The organism is Curtobacterium sp. L3-7 (genome assembly GCF_048756585.1).
In the GTDB taxonomy this organism is placed as follows: Bacteria; Actinomycetota; Actinomycetes; order Actinomycetales; family Microbacteriaceae; genus Curtobacterium.
This window is the reverse complement of record NZ_CP151474.1, coordinates 1,867,563-1,884,453: the sequence shown is the minus strand read 5'-3', so window position 1 is coordinate 1,884,453 and position 16,891 is coordinate 1,867,563. Positions and strand designations below refer to the sequence as shown.

Annotated in this window: 11 protein-coding genes; 6 read left to right on the top strand and 5 right to left on the bottom strand. The window is 71.7% G+C overall.

Features of this window, described 5'->3' with window-relative positions; translation table 11 throughout:
* The first annotated feature begins 33 nt into the window (after positions 1-33).
* Together AAEP80_RS09145 and AAEP80_RS09140 are read left to right on the top strand one after the other, a co-directional pair.
* Positions 34-1,248 carry a Fic family protein gene (locus AAEP80_RS09145; protein ID WP_420366788.1) on the top strand — a complete coding sequence of 405 codons (1,215 nt, stop codon included), beginning with the start codon at positions 34-36 and terminating at the stop codon, positions 1,246-1,248.
* A 9-nt stretch (positions 1,249-1,257) separates the two neighbouring features.
* On the top strand, positions 1,258-3,429 hold the full coding sequence (locus AAEP80_RS09140) for a S9 family peptidase (protein WP_420366787.1): 2,172 nt from the start codon (positions 1,258-1,260) through the stop codon (positions 3,427-3,429).
* Between the two features lie 330 nt (positions 3,430-3,759).
* On the opposite strand, the gene AAEP80_RS09135 is transcribed toward AAEP80_RS09140, so the two are convergent.
* Positions 3,760-5,289, bottom strand: coding sequence for a CYTH domain-containing protein (locus AAEP80_RS09135; RefSeq protein WP_420366786.1), 1,530 nt, complete (start codon positions 5,287-5,289; stop codon positions 3,760-3,762).
* A gap of 59 nt (positions 5,290-5,348) precedes the next feature.
* Here AAEP80_RS09135 and AAEP80_RS09130 point away from each other — a divergent pair, with 59 nt between their 5' ends.
* Complete coding sequence (locus tag AAEP80_RS09130) at positions 5,349-5,621, top strand: mycoredoxin (RefSeq protein ID WP_123653932.1); 273 nt, start codon at positions 5,349-5,351, stop codon at positions 5,619-5,621.
* A 14-nt stretch (positions 5,622-5,635) separates the two neighbouring features.
* Here the strand turns inward: AAEP80_RS09130 and AAEP80_RS09125 are convergent, their stop codons facing one another.
* Both AAEP80_RS09125 and AAEP80_RS09120 read right to left on the bottom strand, forming a co-directional pair.
* Positions 5,636-7,762 carry a DEAD/DEAH box helicase gene (locus tag AAEP80_RS09125; RefSeq protein ID WP_420366785.1) on the bottom strand — a complete coding sequence of 709 codons (2,127 nt, stop codon included), beginning with the start codon at positions 7,760-7,762 and terminating at the stop codon, positions 5,636-5,638.
* 450 nt (positions 7,763-8,212) lie between these two features.
* Positions 8,213-9,457 (bottom strand): aminoglycoside phosphotransferase family protein, encoded by a 1,245-nt coding sequence (locus AAEP80_RS09120; protein ID WP_281267400.1) that lies wholly within the window; start codon positions 9,455-9,457, stop codon positions 8,213-8,215.
* 80 nt (positions 9,458-9,537) lie between these two features.
* On the opposite strand from AAEP80_RS09120, the gene AAEP80_RS09115 reads away from it, so the two are divergent.
* Positions 9,538-10,617, top strand: coding sequence for an FUSC family protein (locus tag AAEP80_RS09115; protein WP_420366784.1), 1,080 nt, complete (start codon positions 9,538-9,540; stop codon positions 10,615-10,617).
* A 131-nt stretch (positions 10,618-10,748) separates the two neighbouring features.
* Here AAEP80_RS09115 and AAEP80_RS09110 read toward each other — a convergent pair whose 3' ends face one another.
* Positions 10,749-11,057, bottom strand: a complete 309-nt coding sequence (locus tag AAEP80_RS09110) for a hypothetical protein (protein ID WP_281267398.1) — start codon at positions 11,055-11,057, stop codon at positions 10,749-10,751.
* A 194-nt stretch (positions 11,058-11,251) separates the two neighbouring features.
* On the opposite strand from AAEP80_RS09110, the gene AAEP80_RS09105 reads away from it, so the two are divergent.
* The gene (locus tag AAEP80_RS09105; RefSeq protein WP_402729252.1) at positions 11,252-11,929 is read left to right on the top strand and encodes a response regulator transcription factor; all 678 of its coding nucleotides are present in this window, start codon (positions 11,252-11,254) and stop codon (positions 11,927-11,929) included.
* A 20-nt stretch (positions 11,930-11,949) separates the two neighbouring features.
* Complete coding sequence (locus AAEP80_RS09100) at positions 11,950-13,419, top strand: sensor histidine kinase (RefSeq protein WP_402729251.1); 1,470 nt, start codon at positions 11,950-11,952, stop codon at positions 13,417-13,419.
* A 50-nt stretch (positions 13,420-13,469) separates the two neighbouring features.
* Here the strand turns inward: AAEP80_RS09100 and AAEP80_RS09095 are convergent, their stop codons facing one another.
* Entirely contained in the window at positions 13,470-16,880 is a 3,411-nt protein-coding gene (locus AAEP80_RS09095; protein WP_420366783.1) for an error-prone DNA polymerase, read from the bottom strand.
* Positions 16,881-16,891 lie beyond the last annotated feature (11 nt).

The following is a 16,891-nucleotide window of genomic DNA, read 5'->3' as shown; positions in this document are numbered from 1 at the left end:
TGTCTACCGTCGTCGGGACGGACGGAGGCCGCTGTGCACCAGGACACGACGACACGGATCACCGACTGGCCGCGCCACGAGCGAGCCGAGCGGCCGTGGCGGAGCGGGGTGCGTGGACCGCGCGCCGACCGGCTCTGCACCGCGGTGACCACGTGGATCCCACCACGCATCGCGACCGCCCGGTACCGTGCGGCACCCGGCGACGACGCGCTGCTGGACGGGGCGGTCGCCGCGCTCCGACGGCTCGATCGCGAGCACGGGACGCGGATCGGCGCACTCGGCGGTGTCCTCGCCCGGACCGAGGCAGTGGCGTCCTCCCGCATCGAGGACGAGCACGCCGGCCTCGACGACTACGCCCGCGCCGTCGTCGGTGTCCGTGCGAACGACAGCGCGACGGTGATGGTGGCCGCGACCAGGGCGCTGGACCGCCTCGTCACGGACGCGGCGTCCGGCACGATCACGGCGGACGCCGTCCGTGCCGCGCACCTCGACCTGATGCGGGACGACCCCCTGGACGGACGCGACGCCGGTCGGTACCGGACCGTCCAGAACTGGATCGGCGGTGGCAGCAGCCCGCGGCTCGCGACGTACGTCCCGCCACCACCGGACCTGGTCCAGGAGGCGATGGCGGACCTCCTGGTGTTCCTCGCCCGCGACGACCTGCACCCCGTCGCCCAGGCCGCGATCGCCCACGCCCAGTTCGAGTCGATCCACCCGTTCACCGACGGCAACGGGCGCATCGGGCGGGCGTTGATCGGCGCGGTCCTGCGACGCCGTGGTGTCAGCAGGACGACCGTGCCGATCGCGACCGCGCTCGTCGCCGACCGTTCCCGGTACTTCGACCACCTGGTGCGCTACCGGTTCGGGTCCGTCCACGACTTCGTCGCCGACCTGGCGATCGCGATCGGGACCGCCTGCGACGAAGCGGCACTCACGGCGCTGGTGCTCGACGAGCACGCTGCGGATGCGGCACGGCGTCTGCCGTGGGACGTCGGCGCGCTGTTCCACGACCCCGTCATGACCGAGGACGACCTGACCGCCCTCGCAGCGGAGTCGGGCAGGTCGCCGGACGACCTGGCGGTCGCTCTCGACCGCGCCGGCATCATCCGGTCCGTGACGTCCCGCCGCCGCCGACGGGCCTGGCTCGTGACGGACGTCGCGACCGAGGTCGACGCGTTCGCCGAGCGCGTTCGATCCACCGTCGACATGGACCGCCTGCGCAGGCGTCTCGACGTCGCTGCGGCCTAGGCTGGTGCGGTGAGCAGCGAGCACGGAGCGACCACCCCGCCCACCGCCGACAAGCGCCCGGTCACCCGGTCGCACCACGGCATCGACTTCGTCGACGACTACGAGTGGCTGCGTGACAAGGAGTCCCCGGACACCGTCGCGTACCTCGAAGCCGAGAACGCCTACACCGCGGCCGCGACGGACCACCTGGCCCCGCTGCGCGACCGGATCTTCGGTGAGGTCAAGGGCCGTGTGCAGGAGACCGACCTCTCGGTGCCGGTGCGCATGGGCGGGTGGTGGTACTTCACCCGCACCAGCGAGGGCAGCCAGTACGGCGTGCAGTGCCGGGCGCCGATCAGCGATCCGGACGACTGGACGCCGCCGTCACTCGACGGTGGCGCCGATGCCCTCCCCGGGGAAGAGGTCGTCCTCGACGGCAACGTCCTCGCCGACGGCCACGACTTCTTCTCGCTCGGCTCGTACGACATCTCCGACGACGGCACCCGGCTGGTGTACGGCGTCGACGTCGAGGGCGACGAGCGCTACACCCTGCACGTGCGGGACCTGACGACCGGGCAGGACCTCGACGACGTCGTCGAGAACACCGGGTCCGGTGCGACGTTCGACCCGTCCGGCCGCTACGTCTTCTACCCCACGGTGGACGATTCCTGGCGTCCCGACCGGATCTGGCGCCACACTGTCGGCACCGCCGCGACGGACGACGTCGTCGTCTTCGAAGAGCCGGACGACCGGTACTGGGTGGGCGTCGGGGTCACCCGGTCCTCGCAGTACATCGTCATCGAGCTCGGGTCGAAGATCACCTCGGAAGCCTGGATCCTCGACGCTGCCGACCCGACTGGCGACTTCCACGTGGTGTGGCCGCGTCGGGACGGCGTGGAGTACGAGATCGAGCACGCCATCGTCGGCGGCAGCGACCGGCTCCTCGTCCTGCACAACGACGGCGCCGAGAACTTCGAGCTCGTGGACGTCCCCGCCGACGACCCCACCTCCGAGACCGACCGCCGTGTCGTCGTGGCGCACCATGCTGAACGCCGCATCGAGTCCGTCGACGCCTTCGCCGGGCACCTCGCGCTCGAGTACCGTGCCGAAGCGCTGCCCCGTGTCGCGATCATCCCGATCGAGGGCGACGGGTTCGGCGATGCGCACGAGGTCCCCTTCGACGAGGCGCTCTTCTCCGCCGGCCTCGGCGGCAACCCGGAATGGGACCAGCCGAGGCTCCGCATCGGGTTCACGTCGTTCGTCACCCCGTCAGAGGTGAGCGACCTCGACCTCGCGACCGGGCAGGTGACGGTGCTGAAGCGCCAGCCGGTCCTCGGCGGCTACGACCCCGCCGACTACGTGCAGGAGCGCGACTGGGCAACGGCTGCCGACGGCACACGGGTGCCGATCTCCCTCGTGTGGCGTCGTGACGCCGTCGACACGGGCACGCCGAGCCCGCTGCACCTCTACGGGTACGGCTCGTACGAGCACTCCATCGACCCCGGGTTCAGCGTGATGCGACTGTCGATGCTCGACCGGGGCGTCGTGTTCGCGGTGGCGCACGTGCGCGGTGGTGGCGAGATGGGACGTCACTGGTACGAGAACGGCAAGACCCTCACGAAGAAGAACACCTTCACGGACTTCGTCGCGGTCGCCGACCACCTCATCGAGACCGGTCGCACCACGGCGGGACAGCTCGTCGCCGAGGGCGGCAGCGCGGGCGGGCTCCTGATGGGCGCCGTCGCGAACATCGCCCCCGATCGCTTCGCCGGCATCCTCGCCGCGGTGCCGTTCGTCGACGCCCTGACGAGCATCCTCGACCCCGACCTGCCGCTCACCGTCATCGAGTGGGACGAGTGGGGCGACCCGTTGCACGATGCCGAGGTCTACCGGTACATGAGCGAGTACACCCCGTACGAGAACGTCCGCGACGACGTGCAGTACCCGGCGATCCTCGCGGTGACGTCGATCAACGACACCCGGGTGCTCTACGTCGAGCCGGCGAAGTGGACGGCCAAGCTGCGGGAGGTCGGTGCTCCGGTGCTCCTCAAGACCGAGATGGCGGCGGGCCACGGCGGGGTGAGCGGGCGGTACGCGTCGTGGAAGGAGCGCGCGTTCGAGCTCGCGTGGCTCCTCGACACGCTCGGTCTCGCCGAGGTCTCGCCCGCGGCGGCGACCGCAGCACCGATCGCGTCGGCCTGACGTCCGGTCGACCGGCCTGCCGCCGGTCGTTCGCCGGTCGGTCGACCTGCCGCCGATCGGTCGTAGCACCGCCAGCGAACGAGTGCGCAGAAGCGGCGACGCGCAGGCGCCCCAGGTCGGCATTGCTGCGCACTCGGTCGCGCAGGGGGCCCGTCCGCCGGTCGGTCGGTCACAGCACGGCGAGCCAACGAGTGCGCAGAAACGGGGACGCCGCGGCACCCCAAGACGGCATTGCTGCGCACTCGATCCCGCAGAGCGCGCGTCAGCCGACCGCACCGCACCGCACCGCACCGACCCGTCGGCGAGCGACACCCGCGGCGGCGCACGCGCTCACACGCGGTTGAGCGCGTGCACCGCCTCGTCGTAGGACTCCTCGGCCAGGCGGACACGGTCCCCCGCGAGCACGCCGTACCCGAACGTCCCCTCGCCACCGCGCTCGGCGATGCCGGCGTTCGTGCGCAGCGCGTCCAGGGCGTGCAGTGACCGCACGCGCTCGGTGAGGACGTCCGCCGCGGTGCCGATGCGCTTCCAGAGTGCGTGCGGGAACGCGTCGTCCCCGAGCACGTCCATCGCCATCCGGGCGCGCATCGTGCCCTGCCACGCCCGCTCGGTCGTCGCACGGTCGGCTGCTTCACGCTCGGCGGCGGTCTCGGACTCGTCGTCGGCGACCGCCGCACGCACGAGCTCTCGGACCTCGGGCTTCACGACGGCGGTGACGTCCTGCGCGACGTGCTTCGGGGAGCGGAGCGCCCACGGCGTCGGTGCCGGACGCTCCACGGCGTCGTCGAGGGCGTCGAGCAGCTCGAGGAACGGTTCATCGTGCAGGAACGTCACGACGTCGCGCACCGCGTGGTCGCGCCGCTCCCGCGTCGACGCGAGGATCCGCTCGCGCGTCATCGCGTCGACGAGGTCGTCCTGCGCCGGCGTCGACGCCCTGGGCAGCCGGTCGATGAGGTACTCCGCGAGCGCCGCACGCGCCGTGACGTTCGCCAGACCGTCTGCTGCCGAGGCGGCGCGGTCGCCCGCGTCGCCCGGCGCGAACGCCGACCGGTACGTCTCCAGGATCGCGGCGATCTCGAGTGCCGTCCCGGCGGCGTGGCGGAGGTCGGCCGTGTCGCCGGAGCGGAGCCGGGCCTCCTGGCTGAGCAGTGCGGAACGCAGCTTGCGGAGTCGCTTGGTGAGGATCCGTGCGGTCGTGCCCTTCTCGGGCTTGTCCGCGGACTGGAGGCGCGGTGCCGGTGCACCTGCCAGCCCACGTGCCAACTTGGACGCGACGGCGGCGGGGCCGGCTCCGACGGCGGCGAAGCGGCCGTCGAGCGACCCGAGGAACTCGTGGGCGATCTGCGGGTCGACGCCCTCGACGGTCTCCACCTCGACCTCGCGCCAGGTACGCGGGTCCGCGGGGGCGTCCGCGTCGAGGCGCTGGGCGCTGACGCGGTCGTCAGCGAGTTCGGCGACCTGGTCACCGTCCTCGTCGAGGAGGCGGGTGACGGTCCGGGTGGTGGTGATGCGCACGACCGGGTGCAGTCCGCGGCCCCGGCGCTCGGTGAAGAGCGCGGCGAGGACGGCTTCGGGAACGGTGTCGGCGTCGTCGGTGAGGGGGAAGTGCTGCTCGTGTCGGACGGTGTCGGACTCGGCGCGCTTGATGTGCCAGCCGGCATCGGGTCCCCCGGTGCGACGGCGGACCGTCACGCGGGAGGCGACGAGGTCGTAGCGCTCGGTGTCCCAGTACGTGGCGTCGAGTTCGAACGGGTCCTGGTGGTCGACCTGCAGGATCCCTCCTGCCCCGATGAGGTCGGGGAGCTCGGCTCCGTCTGGAAGGTCGTACGTGCGCTCGATCTCGAGGTGCGTGTCCGTCACACGCTCTTGTCTACCAGCCCGTCCAGGGTGCGGAGGACCACGCGGGTTAGCCTGTGGACATGAGCGAGACGATCACCCGCGACGCGTTCGTGCCCGAAGCCGGCGCGGTCACCATGTTCACCACGACCTGGTGCGGTTACTGCGCACGGCTGAAGAACCAGATGTCCAAGGCCGGTGTGCCGTTCCGGGAGGTCGACATCGAGGCCACCCCTGGCACCGCCGAGCTCGTCGCCGAGGTGAACGGCGGCAACCAGACCGTGCCGACGCTGGTGTTCCCCGACGGCAGCACCGCGACGAACCCCTCCCTGGCCGAGGTGCAGTCCCGCATCTGAGCGGGAGCCGCACCCTAGCCGCCGAGCGCCTCGGTCAGCAGCGCCGCCATCGCGTCGAGCTGGATGTCGCCGGAGTCGACGACCTCTTCGTCGGAGCCGTCGAGCGCGCGCGCTGCCAGCCCCGCCTTGCTGTCGATGAGGTCAGCGATCTTGGTGTCGATCGTCTGCGCCGCGATGATGCGCCACGCGGTGACCGGTTCCTCTTGCCCGATGCGGTGCACGCGGTCGATCGCCTGGGTCTGTTCGGCAGAGGTCCACGAGAGCTCGGCGAGGACGACGTTCGACGCGACCTGCAGGTTGAGCCCCACGCCCGCCGCGGTGAGCGAGCAGACGATGACGGCGACGTCGGGGTCGTTCACGAAGGAGTCGATCTCCGCCGTGCGCTGGGCCGGCGTCTGGTCGCCGCGGACGGTGGCGGTACGCAGGCCCCGGCGTGCGAAGACCTCTTCGGCCTGGTCCATCACGTCGAGGTGCTTCGCGAAGAACACGACCTTGCCGACGTTCGACGCCAGCTGCGCCGCGTAGTCCGCCGCCAGCTGCGCCTTCGCGCGGCCGATCCGCCGGACCATCGAGAACACGTTCTCGCCGGTCGACGAGGCGTCCTGGTCCTCGAGCTCCCAGCGGGCGACCTGCCGCACGAGCTTGTGGTCGATGCCGACGACCGGGTCCTGACCGGTGCGGGCGTCGAGCGCCTGGTGGTACCGGCGGACGAGCTTCGCGGTGAGCTCGCGCTCGGCGTCGCGGATCGACCGACCCTCTTCGCCGTCGAGCTCGACCGGGATGTCCGCGATGCGCCGGGCGGGGATGTCCGCCGCCACGTCGACCTTGCGGCGTCGGACGATGCCCATGTCGATCACGGCGCGACGGGCCTCGCTGAAGAAGCCGGGGTCGGCCGGGGTGAGCCCGATCTCCTCGAGCTCGTTCATGAGCTTCGCGCGGGGCTTCTTGTCGTCGATCCAGCCGAGGTACTCCCAGATGGTGCGGAAGTCCTCGACGGAGTTGATGAGCGGTGTCCCCGTCAGGGCCATGAGCAGCGGCGACGAGGTCCTGGAGCGGATCTTCTCGGCGAGCTGCAGCACGAACTTCGACCGCTGCGAGTCCTTGTTCTTGATGAAGTGCGCCTCGTCGACGACCATGCCCTTGAACCCGAAGGCGCCGAGCCAGCCGACGTGCCGGTCGAGGATCTCGTAGTTCACGATGACGATGTCCGCGAACCCGTCGAGGTCGTCGCCGTCACCGTGGATCACCGTGGCGCGGCGGTTCGGCACCCAGCGTTCGGCTTCGCGTGCCCAGTTGGTCTTGACGACGTTCGGCACCACGACGAGCAGCGGGAACGCGTTCGCGGCGTCGGCTGCGAGGAGCGACTGCGCCGTCTTGCCGAGACCCGGCTCGTCGGCGAGCAGGAACGTGCGGTGCCCGTCGGCGGCCGCGGCGATGAGCTCGGCCTGGTGCTTCATGAGCGTGGTGCCCGACGCGGAGTGCTGCGTCGGCGGCTCTGGGAGCGGCATCGTCGCCGCTCCCCCGCCGGCGCCGTACTCGAACGACTTGAACAGCGGGCCGAACAGCTCCCAGTTCGCCAGACGACGCGGGTGCGCGACGGGCTGGTCGGCGAGGGCGAAGTCCGGCGGCAGGAACGGGTTCGCGAGCTGGCGCTGCACGACCGCCTGCGGGACGACGGCGCGTTCCTGCGCGACCGCGACGGGGGCGGGCTCCGCCGCGATGACGAGGTCCTCCGGCTGCATCTCGACGCCACCGGCGATCATCATGTCCCGCTTCACGGTGCGCGTCGCTTCCGACACCGATGCCTCTTCGGCGAGCAGCTGGATCACACTGGTGTCCCGTGCTGCGGTCTTCGCGAGGATCTGCGCGACACCGTCGAGCCGCTTCATCTGCTCGGCGCGCTGCGCGTCGGTGAGGGTCGTGTCCGCCTTCACCCGGGCGCGTTCCTCACGCATGAGCAGCGCGACCGCCTGGAACTTCGTGCGGTTCGACGCCTTCAACGGTCCGCGCTGCGCGGCCGCCTCGACCTCGCGCACGGCGCGGGCGAGCACCGGGATGACACCATCGTTGTCGAGCGGCCGGGTCCGGCGCGACGCGGTCCGCGTCCCACCGGCTGCACGCCGCGTGCCTGATCGAGCCAAGGCTCCTCCTGTTCCACCCCGAGACCGGGGCGAGCCGCCCGTGCGGGCGGAAGTCTCCTCGGTGCGTCCGTCGCACCGATGCCGGCAACGGGCCACCGTGGCCCGCCGATCCCCGCGACGTGTGTGCGACCGTTCCCGTCGAGGACACCCGGGTGGGAGTCCTCGTCGATGGGACGGTCTGCGCGGAGATCCGGCGCCGTCGCACGCACGCGACGCTGCAGGACTGGGTCGTCCCAGGGCGGTCGCGGATCCGGTGCCCACGTCGGTCAAGTGACCGACTCGTCGTGTCCGGAATCGACCCGACGCGCGGGCACGCGGTGCGTGCGCGCTCAGTTTACTCCCGGACCACCGACGGAGGCGAGTCGGCGCACCCCGCGCGCGTCGTGCCTCCCGTCCGCCCCGCCCAGCCCACCGCGAACGGAACGCGCGTCGGTGGCCGAAACGCGCGTCTCAGACGCGCGGTGCGGACCGCGGGCGGGCCGTGGGCTCGGCCGGGAGGACCGGGGCCGGTTCCGCGAGCGCGGCACGTGTCGCCGCCAGCAGCTGTTCCGCGGTGGCGATGCCGTTCGCGGAGCCCGTGGTCGCCTGCCCTCCGGCGTGTGCCAGCAGCTGGGCGCCGATGGCCGGTCCCAGCCGCTCGGCCCCGGCGGGGTTGCGGGTCGCCCAGTCGCGTGCGATCGCGTCGGCGAGCCGTTCGGCGGCGGCACCGCGGTCGGCGTCGCCGCGGGAGCGGTGCCAGAGCCCGGTGACGACGAGGTGCGCCACCACGGCGCCGATGTCGCGGACGGGGTAGCCCCATCCCGCCGTGTCGATGTCGAGCAGTCCGGAGATCCGCCACGGTTCGGCGTCGTCCACGAACACCTGCTCGAGGTGCAGGTCGCCGTGCACGACCTGCTTGTCGGAGTTGTTCCACCCGATCGACCGGCGGCCGATCGCGTCGTAGAGCTCGTCGATCTGCAGCGCGTCCTGCGGCAGCGCCGAGACCAGGGTCCTCCGGTGCCAGTCCGCGTGGTCCATGGCGTCGGCGCGTGCCTGCTGGGTCATCGGCACCGTCGCGATGCGTCCGGTGAGCGCGGCGAGCGACGCGACGAAGCGCGGGTCGTCGGCGATGTCGAGGATCCTGCTGCCAGCCGGCACGCCGCGGATCCGCTCGAGCACGAGCAGACCGTCACCGCGACTCGAGAGCACGCGGGGCACCGGGAGCCCCGCAGCCACGAACTGCTCGTGGGTCTTCACGATCGGCGCGACGCGGTGCGGCCGGACGACCTTGAGGAAGAGCGTGCCCTCCGGCGCGTCGACCCGGACCACGGCGCGCTTGCCAGGACGGTAGGCCGCCACCGTCAGGGTCGGGTTGGTCACCGGCATCCCGAGCGTGGTCAGGAGCTCGGCGACGGCGTCGCGGTAGGTCACCTGCGGCAGGACGGGGAGACCGGGGTCGTTCGGGTACGCCCACACCGAGACCGGTTCACCCGTCGACGGATCCGTGACGAGCGCGCTGTTCTGGTCGTGCGTCCCACCGGTGTCCACGTACGTCAGGACGGTCCCGCGCTGGCCGTTCCGGTCGACCGTGTCGACCTCGTAGCCGTACAGGTACCCGTTGCCGGATGGCTCCACCGAGTGGGCGCGTGCGGCCACGACGGTGGTCCCGGAGCCGACGAATGCCTCCGGGATGACTCGCTCGTGATTGGGCCACACGACATCAGTCAACAGGGTCCACGCGGATTCGTCGCGTTCGTGCACGGCTCGGCGTCGTGCGCGTGGCTACCGTGGTCGTCGTGAACCCCGTCGCGCGCCTCCGCAGCTCGAGTCGCACGCCGTTCCTGCAGGTCGTCAAGACGGCGGTCGCGGTCGTCGCGGCGGTGTTGCTGTGCCAGGTCGTCATCAACGGCCCGTTCCCGACCTTCGCGGCGATCGCGGCGCTCCTCGTCGTGCAGCCGAGCATCAACCAGTCCTTCGTGAAGGGCCTCGAGCGGAGCGCCGGTGTCGTGCTCGGGGTGCTGCTCGCCACGGGGCTGCACTTCGCGCTCGGTGACTCCGTGTGGGTCGTGCTGCTCGTCATCGTGGTCGCGATCCTCATCGCGTGGGCCCTGCGCCTGACCCCGACGTCGGCAACGCAGGTCGCGATCAGCGGCATGCTCGTGCTCACCGCGGGGATCGTCACGCCGAACTACTCCGCCGACCGGATCCTCGAGACGGTGCTCGGCGCCGCCGTCGCGCTCGTCGTGAACGCCGTCATCGTGCCGCCGGTCCTGCTCGGCCCCGCACACCTGGCCGTCGCCCGGCTCGCCCGCGACACCGCGGTGGCGTTCGAGCGGGTGGCGATCGGACTCACCGAGGGCTGGGACCGCGACCGTTGGCACGACGCCCTCCTCCGTGCACGGTCCCTGCGACAGCAGCACGCCAAGGCCGAGGCGGCCCTGACCTCCGCGCAGGAGTCCCTCACGATGAACCCCCGCGGTGGGCGGCACCGCACCATCCTCGAGCGCGACGTCGTCGTCGCCGAGCACCTGCGCGTGCTCGTCACCCGCGTGACCGGGATGACCCGCGCGATCCAGGACAACACCGCGCCGGACCTCCGTGCCGACCCGATGGTCGGGCGGATCGCCACCGAGGTCGCCAGGATCGGTGCCGACGTCCGGGCGCTCGGGGCCCAGGTCGAGTCGGCCGTCGTGGCGTCGGCGACCTCGTCGTCGGTCTCCGCGTCCGCCGCTGACGGGTTCGACGACCCCGCGGAGCCCGCGCTGACGGCGCCGCTCGAGGTCGTGCGCCCGAACTCCCGGCACTGGATCCTCATCGGGGCGTTGCTCGAGGACATCCGCCGCGTCCGCGAGGAGCTCCTCGGCGAGGACGACTGACCGGTCGGGGGCGCGGGGGCGTTTCGGGGGGCGGGCGTCTTCGCGCGTCGGAGGTCGTTTCGCGCGTAGGAGGTCGGAAATTCCGGCATCCTACGCGCGATTCAGCTTCCGACGCGCGGAACGCCCCACCGTCAGCGAGCCGCGATCGCCGCCTCGGCCGCGGTGTGCACGATCTGTCCCCAGATCGTCCGCGTCGGGACCGAGGGATCGGACACCACCACCTCGGCGTCCGCGAACCGACGGATCTCGGCGAACACCGCCTCCTGACCGGCCTCGCGCGCCGCGCGACTGGCGACGTCGGGCACGGAGGCGCGCAGCTCGGCGACGATGCGCTCACGACGACCGTCGTCCATCTGCCCCAGCGCCCCGACCCCCTTCCACGCGGCATCGAGCTCGGTGCGCAGGCGGATGATGGCCGGGTGGTCCGGCTCGTCGTTCATGGCTCCCCCAGAGACAGGACGTTCTGTCGGGTACAGGCGTCCGGTCGGGGAGCCTAGCAAGGACGCAAGCAGTCCTCACGTCCCTCGATCGTGGGCCACGCCCCGTGTTCACTGTGACGAGATTCAGTCGGGATGCACGTCGGTCCGCCCGTGAACGCCGGTTCGATGCCACGATGGGTCCCAGGAGGTCCACTATGCGGTTGTTGGTGGTCGAGGACGACGACGAGATGCGCGCCCTCATGGAACGCGGGCTCGCTGCCGAGGGGTACCGCGTCACCGCGGTCGAGAACGGTGTCGAGGCGCTCATCGCGCTCGGTGAACAGGCATTCGAGCTCGCGGTCGTCGACGTGATGATGCCAGGCATGTCCGGGTTCGAGCTCGCTCGGCGGATCCGGGAACGCGAGGACCCCGTCCGCATCCTGCTCGTCACCGCCCGCGACGCCGTCGACGACCGGGTGTTCGGTCTCGACGCCGGTGCCGACGACTACCTCACGAAGCCGTTCGCCTTCGCCGAGCTCACTGCCCGACTGCGAGCACTCGGCCGGCGCGAGGCCACAGGAGCACCGCGGACGATCGAGGTCGGCGACGTCTCGATCGACTCCGAGGCCCGTCGCGTCTCCATCCAGGGCCAGCGCGTCGCCGTCAGCCCGACCGAGTTCGCGCTCCTGCGTCTGCTCGCCCGTTCCGTCGGCACCGTGGTCGACCGTCCGAAGATCCTCGAAGAGGTCTGGGACGGGTCGCAGCACGTCGACCCGAACGTCGTCGAGCAGTACATCTCGTACCTCAGGAAGAAGCTCACGTCGCACGAGGCGACGGTCGCGATCTCCACCGTGCGTGGCCGCGGCTACCGGCTCGACCTGCTCGGTTCCTGACGGGCAGGCCCGTCGCACCGATGCGCTTCGTCAGGCCGCTCCGGCTGCTCTCGCTCCGGTCGCGGATCACGATCGGCTCGACGGCGATCGCCGCGGTCGTCATCGTGTTGCTCGTCCTGGTCATGCGCTTCCAGGTCGTCAGCGTGGTCGCCTCCGCGACCAGGACGCTGCTCGACGCCGACGCCGACCCGTACGTGGCGACGCTCGAGGTCGACAGCGACCCTGATCTCTCCCCGCCAGGGAACGCCCAGCTGGTCGCCGTCGTCTCCCCTTCCGGCGACATCGTGCTCTCCACGATGCCGACGCGGGTCGAGCGCGCCCTCGGCAGCCTGACGTCGACCGAGGCGGGCACGAGCGTCATCGACGTCTCGGGGTCCCAGTACCGCGTCGTCGTCGAGCACCCGGTGAACCAGGCCGGACGCTGGACCGTCGTCGCAGCGCGGAACTCGCAGGCCGAGGCGATCGTCGTCGACGACCTCACCACCACGCTGTCGATCACCGGCCTGGCGATCCTCGTCGCGTTCGGAGTCGCGTCGTGGGCGCTCGCCACGGCGGCCCTCCGCCCGGTGAACCGGATGCGCCGCGAGGCCGAGCGCCTCTCCGTCGCCCCGGAGCGCGCGGAGCTGCCGGTCGGCCCGGCGCAGGACGAACTGGCGTCGCTCGCGACGACCCTGAACGCGTTCCTCGCGCGGACCAGGCAGGCGACCGAGCGCGAGCGCCAGATGGTCTCCGACGCCAGCCACGAACTCCGGACACCGCTCGCGATCCTCACCACCCAGCTCGACCTCGCCTCGCTCGACGCCGACGACGCCCGGGCGCTCGCCGAGCACATCGAGCGGGCGAAGAACAACGTCGCACGGCTGTCCCGACTGGCGAACGACCTCTTGACGCTGTCGCGCATCGAGGAGTCCGAGCGTCGTTCCGAGGACGGGGACCGCCAGACGCTGACCGCGTGGTCTGACCTCGGCGACGAGGTGATGGCCGCCGTCGACCGCGTCCGGCTGATCGCTGGCACCAAGGACATCACCGTCGACTTCGACCTCGAGGCCCCGGTCTCGGTCGGCGGCTCCGGCCCCGGTATCGGCGGCGGCACGGTGGAGCCCCGGTACCGGCTCGACACCGGCGCGATGGCGCAGCTCGTGACGAACATCGCCGGCAACGCGGTCGCGGCGCTGCCCCGCGGCGGCGGCATCCTGGTGACGTGGCGGAGCACGCCCGGCTTCGGCGAACTCCAGGTCACCGACGACGGGCCAGGGGTCCCCGAGTCGTTCGTCGCCGTCGCCTTCGACCGCTTCACCCGGCCGGACGAGGCCAGGAAGTCCCGCCCGAACCCGGACCCGGCGACCGGCGGCATCCCGCTGCCCGGAGGCTCCGGTCTCGGGCTCGCGATCGTGCGCGCGATCGCGGAACAGGCGGGAGGCACTGCGTCCCTCCGCAACGTCCGTTCCGGTGGTCTCGAGGTCACCATCCGCGTCCCCGAGGTGCGCTGACCAGTCGGGCGCGCACCCGCGGCAGCGCTGCGCCCGCGGCAGCGCTGCGCTCACTGGAAGTCCCGCGAGCGGGTGCGCACCGCGAGCGGCAGGTGCTCGATGCGGTCCGCGACCACGTTGACCACGCCGTCCTGGGACCGCTCGAGGATGCCCCGCACGATCACCGCCGGCGACTCACGGGCGACTCGTCGGTAGCGTCCCCACACCCCGACGCTGCAGATCACGTTCACCAGCCCGGTCTCGTCCTCGACGTTCATGAACGTGATGCCGGATGCGGTCGCCGGTCGCTGCCGGTGCGTGACGATCCCGCCCACCTCGATCCGCCGTCCGGTCTCCGCAGCGGCGAGGTCCCCGACACTGAGCACCCGTTTCGCACGCAGCCGGTCGCGGACGTGCCGGACCGGGTGGTCGTCCGTCGTCATGCCCGTGGACCACATGTCCGCGATGAGGACGTCCCCGCTGGTCATCTGCCCGAACAGCGGCGGCTGCACGACGACCTGCGTGTCCGGCAGCTGGTCGGCACGCTCGGCGGCGGCCTGCGCCGCCGACCACATCCCACCCCGGCGGTCGACTCCGAACGGTGCGAACGCGTCGGCGGCGGCGAGCGCCTCGAGCTGTGCGGTGGTCAGCCCGACCCGGCGGGCGAGGTCGGACATGTCGGCGAACGGTCCGTGTGCATCGCGCTCGGCGACGATCCGCTCGGCGCTCTTCCGTCCGAGCGACGCGACCTCGGCGAGTCCGAGGCGCACGGCGAACGCACCGTCGCGGCGGTGTCTCGCCGTGTCGTCGGGAAGCGCGTTGTCGAACGGCAGCACGGGGGCCTGCTCCGGGTCGAGGCACGCGTCGTCGGTCGCCGGCGCCGGCTCCCCCGTCGGCTCGAGCGTCGCGTCGACACCCGAACGCAGGATGTCCGGCCGGAGCACCGTCACCCCGTGCCGCCTGGCGTCGGCGACGAGGGTCTGCGGCGAGTAGAACCCCATCGGCTGCGCCCGGAGGAGTGCCGCCAGGAACGCCCCGGGGTAGTGCAGCCGCATCCACGCACTGGCGTAGACGATGAGCGCGAAGCTGATCGAGTGGCTCTCCGCGAACCCGAAGTTCGCGAACGCCTGGATCTTCGCGTAGATCGCATCGGCGTCGGCGCCGTGGATGCCGTTGTCGGCCATCCCTGCGTAGAGCTTGTCGCGGAGCCGGTCGATCTTCTCGTGCCCGCGCTTGGACCCCATCGCCCGGCGCAGCAGGTCGGCGTCGTCGCCGGAGCAGTTGCCGACCGCGATCGCCATCTGCATGAGCTGCTCCTGGAACAGCGGTACGCCGAGGGTGCGTTCGAGCACGGGTTCGAGTGCCGGGTGCAGGTAGGTGATGGGTTCCTCGCCGGTGCGCCGACGGATGTAGGGGTGCACCGCACCGCCCTGGATCGGCCCGGGTCGGACCAGCGCGACCTCGATCACGAGGTCGTAGAAGCGTCTCGGGAGCAGCCGGGGCAGCGTGCCCATCTGCGCACGTGACTCCACCTGGAACACCCCGATCGTGTCCGCACGGCAGAGCTGGTCGTAGACGCCCTGCTCCTCTTTCGGGATGGAGTGCATCTCCCAGCGTTCCCCGCAGTGCTCGGCAGCCAGGTCGAACGAGTACTGCAGCGCCGCGAGCATGCCGAGCCCGAGCATGTCGAACTTCACGAGGCCCATGTACGCGCAGTCGTCCTTGTCCCACTGCAGGACCGTGCGGCCGTCCATCCTGGCGTGCTCGATCGGTACCACCTCGCCCACGGGACGGTCGGTGAGCACCATCCCGCCCGAGTGGATGCCGAGGTGCCGCGGGAACCCCAGGACCTCGCTCGCCAGCCCGACGACCGCCTGGGGGATGTCGTGGTCCTCGCTCTCGGTGACCGAGCCCCACCGCTCGACCTGCTTCGACCAGGCATCCTGCTGGCCGGGGCTGTGCCCGAGCGCCTTCGCCATGTCCCGCACGGCGCCCTTCGGCCGGTAGGTGATCACGTTCGCCACCTGTGCGGCGTTGTACCTGCCGTACTTCTCGTAGACGTACTGGATCACCTCTTCGCGGCGGTCCGAGTCGAAGTCGACGTCGATGTCGGGTTCCTCGTCGCGCATCGCCGAGAGGAACCGCTCGAACGGCAGTCCGTACCGGATGGAGTCGACCGCGGTGATCTCGAGCAGGTAGCACACCGCCGAGTTCGCCGCCGACCCGCGTCCCTGGCAGAGGATCCCTCGTCCGCGGGCGTACTGCACCATGTCGCGGACGATGAGGAAGTACCCGGGGAAGTTCTTGTCCTCGATCACGGACAGCTCGCGTTCGATGCGCTGCCGCTTGTGCGGGTCGACCCCGTCCGCACTGCCCGGGTACAGCCGTCGTGCCCCGGCCCAGGTGAGTTCCCGAAGCCACGACATCGCCGTGTGGCCGTCCGGCACGTCGAGGTCGGGCAGCCCCGGTTTGACGGTCTTCAGCCGGAACCCGAGCTCGTCGGCGAGCGTCACGCTGTACTCGACGGCGCCGGGGTAGCGGGCGAACCGCCTGGCCATCTCGGCACCGGATCGCAGGTGTGCCGAGTCGGCTGCCGGCAGCCAGCCGTCGATCTCGTCGAGACTGCGCCGGGCCCGGACCGCGGCGAGGGCGGTGGCCACCGGGAAGCGGTCGGGGGTGGCGTAGTGCACGTTGCCGGTGGCCACGACCGGCAGCGCGTGCCGGGCGGCGAGGGCGGCGAGGACGTCGTTGCGGGCGCTGTCGAGCGGGTCGCCGTGGTCGAGCAGCTCCACCACGACGTTGCCGGTCCCGAAGCGGTCGAGGAGCACGCGGAGCGCCGTCTCCGCCGACGACTCCCCGCCCTGCTCGAGCGCCTGGCGCACGGTGCCCTTCCGGCAGCCGGTGAGCACCCGCCAGTGTCCGTCCGCGCGGGACGCGAGGTCGTCGAGGTCGTACCGCGGGCGCCCCTTCTCGGAGCCGGCCGCGAGGTGCGCGCTCGTCACGGCGCCGGCGAGCCGGTGGTAGCCGTCCTGGCCGTCGGCGAGCAGCAGCAGGTGCGAGCCCTCGGGGTCGGGGACGCCGTTCTGCGGTTCGGTGAGCCCGAGGGACAGCTCGGTGCCGTACACGGTGCCGACGGCCGGGTAGGCCTCTGCCACCTCTGCCATCCGGGCGGCGCCGTAGAAGCCGTCGTGGTCGGTGAGCGCGAGGGCGTGCAGGCGCAGCCGGGCGGCCTCTTCGAAGAGGTGCTCCGGCTGGCTCGCGCCGTCGAGGAAGCTGAAGGTCGAGTGCGCGTGCAGTTCGGCGTAGGGAACGGCGGGCGGCCCGTCGGACTGCGTCGGCTCCGCGGGGACGTACGGCGCCCGTTTCCTGGACCACGCCGGGCTGTCCCCGCCGTCGCCGGCGTTCGTGGACCCGGGGCTCCGCTTGTCGGACAGGGCGCGCTCGAACTCCGACCACGGGATGGGTGGGTTGCTGTAGCCCATCAGGCGCCCCC